General features: G+C 60.5%; 16 protein-coding genes. 9 read left to right on the top strand and 7 right to left on the bottom strand.

Going from position 1 to position 15,417, the window contains the following annotated elements; genetic code table 11:
* Positions 1-194: 194 nt before the first annotated feature.
* The 6 genes from VNV36_RS12580 to VNV36_RS12555 all read left to right on the top strand — a co-directional run bounded on the left by VNV36_RS12580 (position 195) and on the right by VNV36_RS12555 (position 7,916).
* The gene (locus tag VNV36_RS12580) at positions 195-881 is read left to right on the top strand and encodes a CsgG/HfaB family protein (RefSeq protein WP_414705512.1); all 687 of its coding nucleotides are present in this window, start codon (positions 195-197) and stop codon (positions 879-881) included.
* A 28-nt stretch (positions 882-909) separates the two neighbouring features.
* Positions 910-1,278 (top strand): DUF4810 domain-containing protein, encoded by a 369-nt coding sequence (locus tag VNV36_RS12575; RefSeq protein WP_325718036.1) that lies wholly within the window; start codon positions 910-912, stop codon positions 1,276-1,278.
* Positions 1,275-1,934, top strand: coding sequence for a DUF799 domain-containing protein (locus tag VNV36_RS12570; RefSeq protein WP_325718035.1), 660 nt, complete (start codon positions 1,275-1,277; stop codon positions 1,932-1,934). Before VNV36_RS12575 ends, VNV36_RS12570 begins: the two co-directional genes overlap by 4 nt.
* Before the next feature lie 372 nt (positions 1,935-2,306).
* Positions 2,307-2,996, top strand: a complete 690-nt coding sequence (locus VNV36_RS12565) for a GntR family transcriptional regulator (protein WP_325718034.1) — start codon at positions 2,307-2,309, stop codon at positions 2,994-2,996.
* Between the two features lie 134 nt (positions 2,997-3,130).
* A complete protein-coding gene (locus VNV36_RS12560) occupies positions 3,131-5,242 on the top strand; it encodes an ATP-binding protein (protein WP_325718033.1) in 2,112 nt (703 codons plus the stop codon).
* Positions 5,243-5,282: 40 nt separating this feature from the next.
* Entirely contained in the window at positions 5,283-7,916 is a 2,634-nt protein-coding gene (locus VNV36_RS12555; protein WP_325718032.1) for an excinuclease ABC subunit UvrA, read from the top strand.
* A 163-nt stretch (positions 7,917-8,079) separates the two neighbouring features.
* Here VNV36_RS12555 and VNV36_RS12550 read toward each other — a convergent pair whose 3' ends face one another.
* The 6 genes from VNV36_RS12550 to VNV36_RS12525 are packed head-to-tail and all read right to left on the bottom strand — an operon-like array spanning position 8,080 to position 13,510.
* Entirely contained in the window at positions 8,080-10,023 is a 1,944-nt protein-coding gene (locus tag VNV36_RS12550) for a PAS domain-containing hybrid sensor histidine kinase/response regulator (RefSeq protein WP_325718031.1), read from the bottom strand.
* Entirely contained in the window at positions 10,013-10,888 is an 876-nt protein-coding gene (locus tag VNV36_RS12545; RefSeq protein WP_325718030.1) for a sensor histidine kinase, read from the bottom strand. Before VNV36_RS12545 ends, VNV36_RS12550 begins: the two co-directional genes overlap by 11 nt.
* On the bottom strand, positions 10,881-11,894 hold the full coding sequence (locus VNV36_RS12540; RefSeq protein ID WP_325718156.1) for an ATP-binding protein: 1,014 nt from the start codon (positions 11,892-11,894) through the stop codon (positions 10,881-10,883). Before VNV36_RS12540 ends, VNV36_RS12545 begins: the two co-directional genes overlap by 8 nt.
* Positions 11,891-12,295, bottom strand: coding sequence for an anti-sigma regulatory factor (locus tag VNV36_RS12535; RefSeq protein ID WP_325718029.1), 405 nt, complete (start codon positions 12,293-12,295; stop codon positions 11,891-11,893). The genes VNV36_RS12540 and VNV36_RS12535 overlap by 4 nt, the downstream gene beginning before the upstream one ends.
* Positions 12,292-12,654, bottom strand: a complete 363-nt coding sequence (locus tag VNV36_RS12530) for an STAS domain-containing protein (RefSeq protein WP_090283199.1) — start codon at positions 12,652-12,654, stop codon at positions 12,292-12,294. Before VNV36_RS12530 ends, VNV36_RS12535 begins: the two co-directional genes overlap by 4 nt.
* Positions 12,655-12,658: 4 nt before the next feature.
* A complete protein-coding gene (locus VNV36_RS12525) occupies positions 12,659-13,510 on the bottom strand; it encodes an STAS domain-containing protein (RefSeq protein ID WP_325718028.1) in 852 nt (283 codons plus the stop codon).
* Positions 13,511-13,765: 255 nt separating this feature from the next.
* On the opposite strand from VNV36_RS12525, the gene VNV36_RS12520 reads away from it, so the two are divergent.
* Entirely contained in the window at positions 13,766-14,029 is a 264-nt protein-coding gene (locus tag VNV36_RS12520) for a hypothetical protein (protein ID WP_325718155.1), read from the top strand.
* Positions 14,030-14,088: 59 nt separating this feature from the next.
* Here VNV36_RS12520 and VNV36_RS12515 read toward each other — a convergent pair whose 3' ends face one another.
* Entirely contained in the window at positions 14,089-14,610 is a 522-nt protein-coding gene (locus tag VNV36_RS12515) for a DUF4142 domain-containing protein (RefSeq protein ID WP_325718027.1), read from the bottom strand.
* Positions 14,611-14,813: 203 nt separating this feature from the next.
* On the opposite strand from VNV36_RS12515, the gene VNV36_RS12510 reads away from it, so the two are divergent.
* Both VNV36_RS12510 and VNV36_RS12505 read left to right on the top strand, forming a co-directional pair.
* A complete protein-coding gene (locus VNV36_RS12510) occupies positions 14,814-15,062 on the top strand; it encodes a hypothetical protein (RefSeq protein ID WP_325718026.1) in 249 nt (82 codons plus the stop codon).
* A gap of 99 nt (positions 15,063-15,161) precedes the next feature.
* Positions 15,162-15,326 carry a hypothetical protein gene (locus VNV36_RS12505; RefSeq protein WP_325718025.1) on the top strand — a complete coding sequence of 55 codons (165 nt, stop codon included), beginning with the start codon at positions 15,162-15,164 and terminating at the stop codon, positions 15,324-15,326.
* Positions 15,327-15,417 lie beyond the last annotated feature (91 nt).

Genomic DNA, 15,417 nt, shown 5'->3' with positions numbered 1-15,417 from the left:
TCGTCTGACACGCCGCTTTCGCGAGCAGGCTCGCTCCCACAGTGGATCTGGATACGGCCGGTCCAGCCAATCTGCTGGCGCCAAAAAAACCTGTTCTCAATGATGGCACTTTGTCATACTGCGGCCCCTTTTCAGCTCCCGAGCGCATTGTCGCGCCGGGACATCTGCGTTTTTCAAAGGAATATTCAATGAGAATGATCTCCCGGATGCTGGTTTCAGGCGTCGCCATCGCCGTGCTGGGCACCCTCGCGACGACACTGGCCGGCTGCGCCACCGAAAGCTCCCGCGCGCTGCCGGTGGCGAAGGTTGAAAGTGCGTCGCAAGTCTGGACCGGCGCTCGCGTGCCGATGGCGGTGGGCAAGTTCGACAACCGCTCCAGCTATATGCGCGGGATCTTTTCCGATGGTGTTGATCGTCTCGGCGGTCAAGCCAAGACCATTCTGATCACCCACTTGCAGCAGACCAATCGCTTCTCTGTGCTGGACCGCGACAACATGGGCGAAATCCAGCAGGAAGCAACCATCAAGGGCCAGGCCCAGCGCCTCAAGGGTGCCGATTACGTGGTAACCGGTGATGTCACCGAGTTTGGCCGCAAAGAGACCGGTGATCACCAGTTGTTCGGCATTCTCGGCCGTGGCAAGACCCAGGTCGCCTACGCGAAGGTCAACCTCAACATCGTCAACATCAGCACCTCGGAAGTGGTCTATTCGACCCAGGGCGCCGGCGAGTACGCCTTGTCCAATCGCGAAATCATCGGCTTCGGCGGCACTGCTGCCTACGACTCGACACTCAACGGCAAAGTCCTCGATCTGGCCATGCGCGAGGCGATCAATCGTCTGGTCGATGGCATGAACGCTGGCGCCTGGAAACCGGGCAACTGATCACTGCCTACTGCAAGGAGCAATACCCATGAACCCGATTTTTTCGCGCTCGCTGATAGCGCTGACCCTGGCTGCCAGCACTTTGCTGGCCGGTTGTGCGGGCCCCAAAACCCTCTATCAATGGGAAGGCTACGAGCCCCAGGTCTACGAATACTTCAAAGGTGAAGAGCCGAAAGAGGCTCAGGCCGAAGCACTCGAACGTGATCTGCAGAAGATTCGTTCCACCGGCAAGGCTGTGCCGCCGGGTTATCACGCGCACCTTGGTTTGCTCTATCTGAGCATGGGCAAGGACGACCAGATGGTGCAGCAGTTCAACACCGAGAAAGCGCTGTTTCCCGAGTCCGGTACCTATATGGATTTTCTGCTTAAAAACGCCAAGGCCGGAGCCGTGCAATGATCTCGCGTACCTTGAAACTGTTCGCCGCCGCATTGGCTCTGACCTTGCTGGGCGGCTGTGTCGCGCCCAAGACCGTGGATTACGCGGCCTACAAACAGGCGCGGCCCAAGACCATTCTGGTGCTGCCACCGCTGAACACCTCGCCGGATGTGAAGGCCTCGTACAGCCTGCTGTCGCAGGTGACTTTTCCCCTCGCTGAAGCCGGTTACTACGTATTGCCGATCACGCTGGTAGACGAAACGTTCCGCCAGAACGGCCTGACCACCCCGGATGACATCCACCAGGCGCCGCCTGCCAAGCTCAAGGAAATCTTCGGTGCGGACGCGGCGCTGTACATCACCGTGACCGAGTACGGTACGCGTTACATGGTGATCAGCAGTGAAACTGCAGTAACGGCGACGGCGAAACTGGTCGACCTGAAAAGTGGCACCACGCTCTGGACCGGCGCGGCGCGGGCTTCGAGTGAAGAGGGTGGCAACAACGGTGGCGGTGGGTTGATCGGCATGCTCATCACTGCCGCGGTGAAGCAGATCATCAACAGCTCCACCGATGCCGGTTACCCGATTGCCGGTGTGGCGAGCAATCGTCTGCTGTCGGCCGGCCACCCGGCGGGTCTGCTGTATGGACCGCGTTCGCCGAAGTACGGCACCGACTGAGAACACACCATAAATTCCTCTGGGAGCGAGCCTGCTCGCGAAAACGGTGGGTCATTCAACGGTGATGTTGACTGACACAACGCTTTCGCGAGCAAGCTCGCTCCCACAAGGGAATGGGTTGTCTGTCGGTTCATCTGGCGCAAAGCCAGATCCGTTCGCTACTGCCCACGCTCGCAACGAGTGGTTCGGCAGATAATCCAACACCTCGCCAAAACGACCTCCCGCAACTGGTCGATGCTCAGCGCCATCACCCGCCGGTATGCAATATATAAATGCAATTTGGACATGCCCGGTTTAATCTGCGTCTGCCGCTCTTTTTCCATGGCCAGCCACCGCGAAGGGCTGGCTGCCCGACGCCAAAGGAGTGTTCGAATGACCGAAAAGAAACCGGAAACCACGGTCGACCGCGTCTATCAAGGGGTTTACGCGGCGATCAGCAAGCGTTCGCTGCGTCCCGGGATGAAGCTGGGCGAGGCTTCGCTGGCCGAACTGTTCAATGTCAGCCGCACGTCGGTGCGTGCTGCGCTCAAGCAACTGGAGGCCGATGGCCTGGTCACCACCGAGCCCAACAAAGGTGCATCGGTGTCGCTGCCCAGTGACGAAGAGATCCGTTCGCTGTTCGAAACCCGGCGACTGATCGAAATCGGCATCGTCACTGAACTGTGTCGACGTAAAGACGTCGTTGCGCTGCAGGATCTGCGTGAGCACTTGTTGCTCGAAGATGCCGCCCATGCCGCCGGCGATCACGAACGCTTGATTCATCTGCTCGGCGAGTTCCACATCAAACTGGCGCGCAGCCTGAACAATCCGGTGTTGCTCGACTGGTTTCAGAAGCTGATTTCCCGCGCCTCGCTGTACGCTGCCGCGCTGGACGACGACAGCCATGAAGCCTGCCGCGACGATGAACACCTGCGTTTGCTCGAGTATATCGAAGCGGGTAATCAGAGCGCGGCCATCGAGCTGACCTGCACGCATCTGAACGGGATCGAGAAGGCAATCCTTGATGTTGCCGCGAAAATGAAATCCGGCTACCACCCGCTTAAACACCTGATTGGCGTCTGAAGCGGCCCGTGTTGGAAATCGACTATACCTCCAATGAAACCAATGCGGTTTCGAGGCCTCGAAACACACGGGCATCGCGAAGCTCAAGCGTTGCGATCAATCGGAAAACCGCAAAAGGGACACTGAGTCAGGCGATGCAGTTTTTATCCGAAAGCCATGGCTGTGAGGGCTGGAAAGGCGAAATGGCCGGACGCATTCGTGCGTTCGACTGGAGCCACACCGAACTGGGTCCGCTTGCCGACTGGCCGGCCAGCCTGTGCAGCACCGTGCAACTGATGCTGGCTTCGCCGTTGCCGATGGTGATGCTTTGGGGCCACGCCGGTTACATGATCTACAACGACGCCTATTCCGAATTCGCCGGCGGGCGCCATCCTTACCTGCTCGGCGCCCCGGTAGAGCTCGGCTGGCCGGAAGTCGCCGAATTCAACCGTCACGTTGTCGACACCTGCCTGGCCGGCGGCACCTTGTCCTACCGCAACAAGGAATTGGTATTGCTGCGCGATGGCGTGCCGGAAGACGTCTGGATGGATTTGTATTACAGCCCGGTGGCCAACGATGACGGCGTGCCCGGCGGCGTCATGGCGATGGTGGTCGAGACCACCGAACTGGTGCATTCCGAACGCCTGCGCCAAGCGGCGGAAAATGCCTACCGCGCCGACAACGAACGCGTGCGTCTGGCACTCAATGCCGGGGCGCTGCTGGGCTCGTTTGTCTGGGACATAAAAAACAATCGTTTGTCAGCCGACGAGCGCTTTGCCCGGACGTTCTCCTATCCACCAGACCAGGACTTGAGCGATCTGCCACAAGACATCGCCGAATCGCGCATTCATCCCGATGATCACCTGTGGGTGCAGGAGCGGGTCGCCCACTGCGTGCGCACCGGCGATCCGTACAATGCCGAGTACCGCGTGCAGCGCGCCGACGGCCAGTATTTATGGGTGTTGGCCAGTGGTGCCTGCGAGTTCGATGAACACGGCAAACCTTTTCGCTTCCCCGGCGTGCTGATCGACATTCATGAGCGCAAGAACGCCGAAGAATCCCTGCTCAAATTCACCCGCAACCTCGAACAGCGCGTAGCCGCTGAAGTGGATGCACGACTGGCTGCGGAAGAGCAATTGCGTCAATCGCAAAAACTTGAAGCCATCGGCGGCCTGACCGGTGGTGTCGCTCACGACTTCAATAACCTGCTGCAGGTCATCGCCGGCAACCTTCACTTGCTGGCCCGCCATGAGCCGGACAATGCCAACGTGCAACGTCGCGTCAGCGCTTCGCTGGCGGCCGTCGAGCGGGGTGCCAAGCTGTCGTCACAATTGCTGGCGTTTGCCCGACGTCAACCGCTGTCGCCTGCGGTGTGCAACCCGCAGCAGATCTTCGAAGGGGTCGGCGAGTTGCTCCAGCGGGCCCTGGGCGAAACCATTCAGATCGACGTGCAGTTGCCGCCCCAGCCGTGGCATATCAACGTCGACCGCAACCAGTTGGAAAACGCCATTCTCAACCTGGCGATCAATGCCCGCGATGCAATGAAAGGCGAGGGCGTGATCGGCCTCAACGCCGCCAACGTGCGCCTGGACGGTGAATTCTGTGCCGGCAAAGGCATCGCTGCCGGTGAGTATGTTCGCGTCGCGGTCAGCGATACCGGGGTGGGCATCGCGCCGCAGATGCTCGAACAGGTCTTCGAGCCGTTCTTCACCACCAAGGCCGACGGGCAGGGGACCGGGCTTGGTTTGAGCATGGTCTTCGGCTTCGTCAAACAGAGCGGTGGCCACGTCGAGATCGACAGCAAGGTAGGCGAAGGCACGCGGGTGCAGTTGTTTTTTCCACGCAGTCTGCGCCCGATCCGCGAAGAGTCGGCGAGTGTCGGCGAGCGCAAGGGCGGTGGCCACGAGACGCTCCTGGTGGTGGAAGACAACGACGCGGTGCGCGCTTCGGCGGTCGAGTTGCTACGCGAAGAAGGCTATCGGGTCATGACGGCCAGCAATGGCGATATCGCGATGCAGATGTTGCTGGAAGGCATCGAGATCGACCTGATCTTCACCGACGTGGTCATGCCCGGCCTGATCAAGAGTTCGGATCTCGCCGCCTGGGCCAAGGTGCAGACGCCGCCGGTGCCTGTGCTGTTTACCTCCGGCCACACCCGCGACATCATTTCCCGCGACCACCAGCTCAGCCCCGATACGCATCTGCTCGGCAAACCCTACAGTCCGCAAGCGTTGTTGCAGATGATTTGCGAGGTGCTCGGCACCTGAGGCCGAGTGCTGTCACCGTTTTCTCAATCAAGGCAGGCCGATGACTTCCAAGCGCAACTCCAAAGCACCCGTCGGCATGGTTCGCGTGCGCGGCGCCCGCGAACACAACCTGAAGAACGTTGATGTCGACATCCCGCGCGATGCGCTGGTGGTGTTCACTGGCGTCTCGGGTTCAGGCAAGTCCTCACTGGCATTTTCCACGCTGTACGCCGAGGCCCAACGGCGGTATTTCGAATCGGTGGCGCCGTATGCACGGCGTCTGATCGACCAGGTCGGTGTGCCGGATGTCGACTCCATCGAAGGCTTGCCGCCCGCCGTGGCCCTGCAACAGCAGCGGGGTACGCCCAGTGCGCGTTCCTCGGTGGGCAGCGTGACCACCTTGTCGAGCCTGATCCGCATGCTCTATTCCCGCGCCGGCAGTTACCCGCCCGGACAGCCAATGCTCTACGCCGAGGACTTTTCACCGAACACGCCGCAGGGCGCATGCCCAGAGTGTCATGGACTTGGCCGCGTCTATGAAGTGACCGAAGCACTGATGGTACCGGATCCGAACCTGACAATTCGCCAGCGTGCCGTGGCGTCCTGGCCACTGGCATGGCAGGGGCAAAACCTGCGCGACATCCTCGTGACCATGGGCATCGACGTCGATATTCCCTGGAAAAAACTGCCGAAGAAACAGCGTGACTGGATTCTCTTCACCGAAGAAACGCCAACGGTGCCGGTGTACGCCGGGCTGACCCCGGAGGAAACCCGCGTCGCCCTCAAGCGCAAGATGGAACCGAGTTATCAGGGCACCTTTACCGGCGCCCGGCGTTACATCCTGCACACCTTTACTCATTCGCAAAGTGCGCTGATGAAGAAGCGCGTTTCGCAGTTCATGCGCGGCAGTCCGTGCCCGTTGTGCGACGGCAAACGCCTGAAGCGCGAGGCACTGTCGGTGACCTTTGCCGGCTATGACATCGGTGAGCTGGCGCAGATGCCGTTGCTGCAAGTGGCCGAGGTGCTGCGGCCGGTGGCGGCGAGCAATTACCTTGAACAGGCCGAGGAGAGCAGCGACACCCTCAGTCATGCGCAAACCCGCGAGGCCCGCCAGCAGCGGGTGGCCCACGGTGCCAGTGGTCATGCCAACGCACCGGACGTGCGGCACACGCCGAACCTGTCGCTGGAAAAACGGCTGGCGGCGCAACGCATCGCCGAAGATTTGCTCGAGCGAGTCAGTACGCTTACCGATCTCGGCTTGGGGTATCTGGCGCTCGAGCGCAGTACGCCGACCTTGTCCTCGGGCGAGTTGCAGCGCTTGCGCCTGGCCACGCAATTGGGTTCGCAGCTGTTCGGAGTGATTTATGTGCTGGACGAGCCGTCCGCCGGTTTGCACCCGGCCGATGGCGAGGCGCTGTTCGAGGCGCTGCAACGCTTGAAGGCTGACGGCAATACGCTGTTCGTGGTCGAGCACGATGTCGAGACGATGCGCCGCGCCGACTGGTTGATCGATGTGGGCCCGGCGGCGGGCGAGAAAGGCGGACGGGTGTTGTACAGCGGTCCGCCTGACGGCCTCGCTGAAGTTGAGGACTCGCAGACCCGCGCTTATCTGTTTGCGGAAAAACAACGCGACATTCGCCCCGCGCGTAAGCCCCAGGGCTGGCTGAAGCTGGACGGCGTCACCCGCAATAACCTGAATAATCTCAGCGCCGAATTTCCCTTGGGTTGCTTTACCTCGGTGACCGGTGTGTCGGGATCCGGCAAGTCGAGTCTGGTCAGTCAGGCCTTGCTGGAGCTGGTTGGCGCGCAGTTGGGGCGTCCGGTGGCTGAGGCAGAGCCGGAAGAAATCAGCCTGGAAGACGATACGCCGCCGCCCGGTTCCGGTCAGATCACGGCCGGGCTGGAGTCGATCAAGCGGCTGGTGCAGGTTGATCAGAAACCGATCGGGCGCACACCGCGTTCCAATCTGGCGACCTACACCGGGCTGTTCGATAACGTGCGCAAACTGTTCGCCGCCACGCCCGAGGCGCAAGCAGCGGGATATGACGCCGGGCAGTTTTCCTTCAACGTCGCCAAGGGGCGTTGCGCTACGTGCGAGGGCGAGGGTTTTGTCAGCGTTGAATTGCTGTTCATGCCCAGCGTGTATGCGCCGTGCCCGACCTGCCATGGCGCGCGCTACAACCCGCAGACCCTGGCGATTCTCTGGCAGGGCTTGAGCATCGCCCAGGTGCTGCAATTGACCGTCGATGAAGCGGTGGCAGTGTTTGCCGAACAGGCAGGGATTCGTCGATCGCTGGAGGTCTTGCGCGATATTGGCCTGGGCTATCTGCGCCTGGGGCAACCGGCCACGGAGCTGTCCGGCGGTGAGGCGCAACGGATCAAACTGGCCACCGAATTGCAGCGTAGCCAGCGTGGCGCGACGTTGTATGTGCTGGATGAGCCGACAACGGGATTGCATCCGCGGGATGTCGACCGGCTGTTGGAGCAGTTGGACACACTGGTCACGGCGGGGCACACGGTGATCGTGGTCGAACATGAAATGCGCGTGGTGGCGCAGAGCGACTGGGTAATCGACATCGGCCCCGGGGCTGGTGATCAGGGCGGCCGAATCGTGGCCGCCGGTACACCGCAGAAAGTCGCGACCAGCAAGAAGAGCAAGACTGCGGCGTTTCTCGCCCGGGCTTTGCGCCAATGACAGTGGCGCCAAAGTCAGCAGAATCACTCGAGATCCCCTGTGGGAGCGAGCTTGCTCGCGAAAGCGGAGCGTCAGTCGCAGATGATCTGACTGGACGGGCTTCTTCGCGAGCAAGCTCGCTCCCACAGGAGGCGGTAGTCTCTCGTCAGTGATGGGCGTCGAGTCAGGCGCCATCCAGGGTGCGGCGGACCTTGTCCAGCAGTTCGCTGATCTGGAACGGTTTGATCAACATGTCCATACCGCTGCCGAGAAAGACCTGGCGGTTGATCGCGGTTTCGGCGTAGCCGGTCATGAACAGGATCGGCAGCCCTTCGCGCCAGCCGCGGGCGACATCGGCCAATTCCCGGCCGCTCATGCGCGGCAGGCCGACGTCGGTCAGTAGCAGGTTGATCGATGAGTCATTCTGCAAACGCTCCAGCGCCGATTCGATATCTGCCGCCTGCGTGCAGCGATAGCCGGCATCTTCCAGCACCTCGGTGACGAACAACCGCACGGTGGCCATGTCTTCGACGATCAGCACATGCTCGCCACTGCCTTTGGCGTCAGGCACGGGCACAGGCGCGTCAGCCCCGGTCGGGTCGTTGGTGCCGGGCAGCATGATGGTCACTTCGGTGCCGCGCCGGGCGACGCTGCGAATGTGCGCGTCACCGCCCGACTGACGGGCGAAGCCATAGATGGTTGACAAGCCGAGCCCGGTGCCCTGACCCAAGGGTTTGGTGGTGAAGAACGGCTCGAACACCTTGTCGATCACGTTGTGTTCGATGCCGGTGCCATCGTCGCGTACCGACAGGGCGACATAGGCACCATCGGCCAGATTCGGATCGCCATGGGAATAGGCCGCGTAGGTGTTGACCCAGATATTGCCGCCCGAGGGCAGGGCATCGCGGGCGTTGATCACCAGGTTCAGCACGGCGCTTTCCAGCTGCACCGGGTCGACCAGCGCAATCGCCGGTTTGTTGGTCAGTTCCAGCTTGAGGGTGATGCGCTCACCGATGGTGCGCACCAGCAACTCTTCCAGCGAACGGACGTGTTCATTGATGTCAACCGGCCGGGTATCGAGCGGCTGCTGACGTGCGAATGCGAGCAAACGATGGGTCAGCGAGGCCGCACTCATCGCCGAACTGAGCGCCGCTTCGGAGTAGAACTGGACCTTGTCCAGACGCTGGTCGGCAACGCGCTTTTGAATCAATTCGAGGCTGGTGATGATGCCGGTGAGCAAATTGTTGAAGTCGTGAGCAATACCGCCGGTGAGCTTGCCCAGCGCGTCCATTTTCTGTACTTGCAGCAGCTGTGCTTCGGCGTGCACCCGCTCGGCGACTTCCTTGGCCAACTGCGTGGTGGTGTCGTCCAGCCGGGCCAGGTGCGAGCGCTCGCGGTGGCGGTGCTCGGTGACGTCCTCGACGAACACCAGACTCAGTTCCGGCGTGCGATACGGCGAAATCTGCCACTGCGTCTCGCGGATTTCGCCCTGCACGCGCATGTTCAACGTGCCTTTCCAGCGTTCGCCGTCCACCAGACGCAGACGCAGTTCGTCAAGAATCGTGCACTGGTCCTCGGCGAAGCATTCGCGCAGAGCCTGCGGGTCGCGGTTGTCGACGATCAGCTGGGAGAACGCATGATTGCATTCGTGCACTTTGAGCGTGGCATCGAGCACCGCGATCGGTGCGGAAACGTTGGCAAAAATCTCGCGAAAACGCGCCTCGCTTTCGCGCAAGGCATTTTCGGTGTCGCGCACCCGCAGCAACGTGCGCAACGTTGCCAAAAGCACGTCGGGATCGACCGGGTGAATCAGATAAGCATCGGCACCGGCGTCGAGGCCGGTGATGATGTCTCCGGTCTGGATCGACGCCGCTGAAACATGGATCACCGGCAGCAGTGCCGTCTGAGGATCGGCGCGCAGCAGGCGGACGATGTCGAAACCGCTCATGTCCGGCAGGTTGACGTCGAGGATCAAGGCATCGAGCGCTTCGCTCTCGATCAAGGCCAGACCGTCGCTGCCGGTACCGGCTTCGAGCACCGTGTAGCCATGGCGCTCCAGGCGCCGACGCAGCGCGTAACGGGTGGCGACGTTGTCATCGACAATCAACAGGCGGATGTCACGATTCATCGACGTTCTCCAGAGCGATTGCCAACGGGATGATGACAAAGAACGTCGAGCCGACGCCAGGCGTGCTCTCTACCCCGACTTCACCGCCCAGCAACGCAGCGAAACGCTTGCACAGCGACAGACCCAGCCCGGTGCCGCGCAGGCGTTTCTGCAACGGCGAGTCAACCTGGGAGAAATCCTCGAACAACGTGTCGTGCAGTTCTGACGCAATGCCGATGCCGGTGTCGCTGACAGCGAAGCGAACCTTGTCTTCACCCTCCATGCGTGCCGACACCCGCACTTCACCACGGGTGGTGAATTTCAGCGAGTTGGAGATGAAGTTGCGCAGGATCTGCCCGAGCTTCTTGTCGTCGGTGTACAGACGGGGCAGGCCGCGCGGTTCTTCGAAGATCAGGTCGACTGCCGTAGCGTCGACGATCGGACGGAACATGCCGCGCAGTGCCGAGAACAGGTCGAACATGTCGAACCAGGCCGGAGAGATGGTGATGCGCCCGGCTTCGATTTTCGCCAGATCGAGCAGGTCATCGACCATGTCACTGAGCTCGCGGGCAGCGGTGCTGACGAACGCCACCTGCTTGTGCTGTTCCGGACTGAGCGGGCCGTCGAGTTCGTCGGCGAGCAGACTGTTGATGCTCAGTATCGAGCCCAGCGGCGTGCGGAACTCATGGCTCATGTACGACAGAAAGCGGCTTTTCAGATCCGACGCCTGACGCAGCTCCTCGGCCTGGTTGTCGAGTTCGGCATACAGCGCCAGCACGCCCTGGTTGGTTTCATCGAGCTCTTCGCGCAGGGCCGTGGTTTCGCGCTGCAACTGGGCGATGAGCGCGGCCTGTTCGGCGTGGCTCAAGGTCGTCGACTCAGCCATGGCTGGCCTCCAGGGCAACGACCAGCACCGTAACGTCATCGCGACCGCGACAGAAGTCACGGTGCAGAACGCTGGCTATCACAGCGGGATGGCGATGCACCAGGCCGGGGTAGTCTTGAAGGTTCCAACGGGACTGTAAGCCGTCGCTGTACATGATCAATAAATGTCCGTTTACGTGAGCATAGTCAAAGGGTTTGGCTTTACGGTATTGGCCGCCAACGATGCCGGGATGCGAGGCCAGCCCGCGCGACTTGCCAGCGTCAAGCAGACTGGCGCCGATATTACCGACACCGGCGAACGTCAGGCCATCGCGCTGGCTGTCAAATTGCGCAAACGCCACGGCGCCACCACGGGTGCCGAGCATTTGTTGATGCAGGTCTTCCATCAATACCACAGGATCGGCAAACGGTGCCCGGGCGAAAGCCTGTGCACCGGCCAGGCCCGCGCGCTCGGCATCTTCGCCATGACCGAGGCCATCGACCACCAGCGCGCTGATCCGCGATCCTTCATACGACAAATGCCAGACATCACCGCAGGCCGGATCGGCATGCAGCGAATGCTGGCTGACACCAAAGCGGATATCGGCCTGGCGATCGCTGCGTGGAAAGATCCGCGCCAACAGCACAGCGCCACGCTGGTCAGCGTAAACATCAAACACGTTGGTCTGGCGCGACACTGCGCCGAGGCCGATGCCTTGGGTGCCGCCGGTGGAAAAACCGTCGGCCAGACACGCATCCAGATCAAAACCCTGGGCACGATCCACGGTCTGCATTTCGATGCCGAAGCCGTGGTCCGGTCGCGCCAGCAGCCGCAGGTGAAACTCACCGCGCTGGGCATGCTTGAGTACGTTACTGGCCAGTTCCGTGGCGACCAGCGCCACGCGCCCGGCATCGTTTTCGTCGAAACCATGTTGCTCGGCAAGTTTTTGCGCGGTGCGCCGGGCGTGGCCGATCTGGCTGCTGTCCTCGATCGGCAAAACCTGGGTCAGCGACCCGGTGATATTCATGTCCATCGGGTGATCGTTATGCGCGTGCCTTTGCCGGGCTCAGTGTCGAGTTCGAACTCATTGACCAGGCGCTTGGCGCCGGTCAGGCCCAAACCGAGGCCACTGCCGGAAGTCCAGCCGTCGGTCATCGCCAGTTTGATATCGGGGATGCCCGGGCCTTCGTCGCGGAAGGTCAGACGCAAACCGACACGGCCGTTTTCCTCAAGGATCTGCCAGTCCATGTCGCCGCCACCGCCATAGACCATGGTGTTACGCGCCAGCTCGCTGACGGCGGTCACCAGTTTGGTCAGATCGATCAGGCGCATGCCGCAATCGGTGGCGAGCTTGCGCGTGGTCTGGCGCGCCAGCACGACGTCCTGCTCAATCAGAATGGGTTGAGTGCCGCTGCTGCGTACGGTCATTGCAGGCGTACTCGATCCTGCAGCAGTTTCATCCCGCGTTCGACGTTCAGTGCCGTGCTGACACCCGGCAAGGTCATACCCAGCTCCACGAGCGTGATCGCCACCGCCGGTTGCATACCGACCAGCACGGTTTCGGCGTCCATGATTTTCGACAGGCCGGAAATCGTGCCGATCATGCGCCCGATAAACGAATCGACCATGTCCAGCGCGGAGATGTCGATCAACACGCCACGCGCCGAGGTTCGGCTGATGCGCTCGGACAGATCGTCCTGCAGGGTCAGGGCGAGCTGGTCATGCATGTCGACCTGAATGGTCACCAGCAGCAAATCGCCCATTTGAAGAATCGGAATACGTTCCATCGGCTCAGACCGCTTTGCCGAGGCTGATGCCCAGGCGAGTCAGGGCCAGTTTCAGCGCATCGGCCAGATTGGCCTTGGTCACGACACCTTGCAGATCCAGACCCAGGTGAACGATGGTCTGGGCAATTTGCGGACGCACGCCGCTGATGATGCAATCGGCGCCCATCAGGCGAATCGCGGTCACGGTTTTCAGCAGGTGCTGGGCGACCAGTGTGTCAACGGTCGGTACGCCAGTGATGTCGATGATGGCGATTTCCGAACCGGTGTCGACGATGCGTTGCAGCAGCGACTCCATCACCACTTGCGTGCGCTGCGAGTCGAGGGTGCCGATCATCGGCAGCGCGAGAACGCCGTCCCACAGCTTGACCACTGGGGTCGACAGTTCGAGCAATTCTTCCTGCTGACGCTTGATTACCGCTTCGCGGGATTTCTGGAAAGTGCCGATGGTGTGCATGCCGACGGTGTCGAGCAGTTCGGACATTTCCAGCAGTTGCTCGGCAAGCAGGGCCGGTTGATCCTGATAATGATTCTGCAGCAACGCAAAGATCGGCCCTTTGAGCGCGAAAATGAAGTTGGCAGTTTGCTGGGAGTCCTGACCGAGCAGGGCGCGACTCTGGGAGAGCTTCTCAAGGAACTGGCGAGTATCTTCCCAACCTGCGGCAGCGATCTTGCTGCCGTTGCCGTTTGCCAGACCCGCCAGCAACAGGTTCAGCAGATCGCGGGTTTGCTGGGCAAGGTCTTGCTCTTTGAGGTTGCGCGTGGCGCCACTGGCTTCGAGGCGTTTGGTCCACTCGCTCAGCAGTTGAGTCTGGTTGTTCTTGATTGCTTCAACTGTGCTGTTCTGCAGTGCTGCCATGTGCGTGTCGCTCCGTTACGAAAGAGGACCGGTTCAACGAAATGACCGGCGCGATTGACTGACATTTGCCGCTTGAAATAGTTGGTCGGCTTGCGATGATTTTTTCTGTCGCGTCGAACGCCCCGGTAACTCTAGTCGGCGTGGCAACAGGCGGCGATCTTTTGAACGAATCCATGGCGCCAGGCTTCGAATCTGCATGCCCGACGTTTTCCAGTGGTGCTGGAAGAAGGAGGCGGGACTATGAATGAGGTGGATATGAACGAGCAAGCGCCGCAACAGCAAAATCAGTCCTCTGCATCAATCAATCGCAACGATCCGGCCATCGACCCACAGACCCCGGGGCAACACACCCCTGCGCCGGCTGAACAAGGCCAGGCTGACAGCGCAGCGACCGAGGTCGATCAGAAGCAGCATCACAGCGATAACAGCAACGACTTCAGCCCAGGCTTCAAGCCCGACCCGGATCGGCCGGAACCGGGGGAAGATACCGACGCTGATATCGACACAGACGGCGGTTAATGGGCGAACCAGAAAAAAGGCCGCATCCAGGGATGCGGCCTTTTTCATTGTCCCGGTGCTTATTTGCTCGGGTGGTCGGCTTGCAACTTTTTGGCATGGACCAAGTGTGTTTCCAGCGCGGGTAGCATTTGTTGCGCGAACGCTTTCAGTTCCGTAGCGCCTTTGGTCTTGTCGTCGGTCACGGTATTCGCCTGTTTCTTGAACAGCTCGATAGTTTCCTCGTGAGCCTTGACCTGGTTGTTGGCATAGGCCGCATCGAAGGATTCATCGCGCATGTCGAGAATCTTTTCCTTGGCCTGTTTGACCAGGGTGGTGTCGTCAGGGACTTCGATGTCATTGGCTTGGGCGATTTTCTTCAGCTCTTCGTTAGCCTTCGTATGATCGGTGATCATCTGCTTGGCGAAGGCTTTGATATCGGCTGATGGGCTTTTTTGCAGAGCCAGCTTGCTGGTTTCGATTTCAGCGATGCCGCCAGCGGCAGCGTTATCGACAAAGTCATTGTCAGTTGCGGCGAACGCACTGCCCATGGCGGTAGTCAGGGCAACAGCCAGAGCAAGATGACGCAGGTTGAATCCGTCCATTGGTATCTCCACGCAGGTTTTTGTGAGCGTTAATCAATGGAGCGAGCGCGGGCGCGAAAGGTTTTATCGCATTTACGACAGGGCGACGAACGGCAACCGCTGGTCTGACAGGGTGTCGACAGGAGCCATTGTGCAAGGCCATGCTGACAACGAGTCGGCGCATCGGTCGCGCTGGTTGTCGATCACTTTGATGGAGGTGTTTCATGCCGGTTTCACATGATCTGTATCAGGACTTGGGCTGCAAGAAGGAAGAGATCGAGCACAAACGCTCCGCGGATCCAAAACTGGATTCGTTGTTGAATAAATACTTCGCGGTGGATAAGGAAGTGGTCGAGGCCGAGGACGCTAATTCACTCAGCGATGACGACTTGAAAAAACTCAAAGAGAAACGCGTGCTTGCCAAAGAAGACATTGTCGCCCGACTGGCCGGGCAGCCGCTGACGGGACAGTAATCAACCGACCCGTGGTTGCCATCTGAAGGGAACGGTGACCGCAAACGGCACCTCCAATGTGCAGAGTCTGCAAACCATCGACTCGTTGCGAGGTGCCTCATGAATGATCCGAAGTTTCCCAGTGAAGAGCAGGGCGGTTTCGATCCGATTCCCACCCGTCCTGAACCGAACAGCCCGGCACATACCACTGCCAATCCCGAAGAAGCTGTCGAGGAGCTTCCGGAGGACGACGATCCGGAGAAGTTTGACAGATCCAGCAACTGACAGACCGCTATCGCGAGCAGGCTCACTCCCACCTTGAAATGGGTTCCCCCTGTGGGAGCGAGCCTGCTCGCGAAGGCGCATGTCCATTCCC

Origin of the sequence: Pseudomonas sp., from assembly GCF_035554175.1 — a bacterium.
In the GTDB taxonomy this organism is placed as follows: Bacteria; Pseudomonadota; Gammaproteobacteria; order Pseudomonadales; family Pseudomonadaceae; genus Aquipseudomonas.
This window is presented reverse-complemented; position numbering and strand designations above follow the sequence as displayed.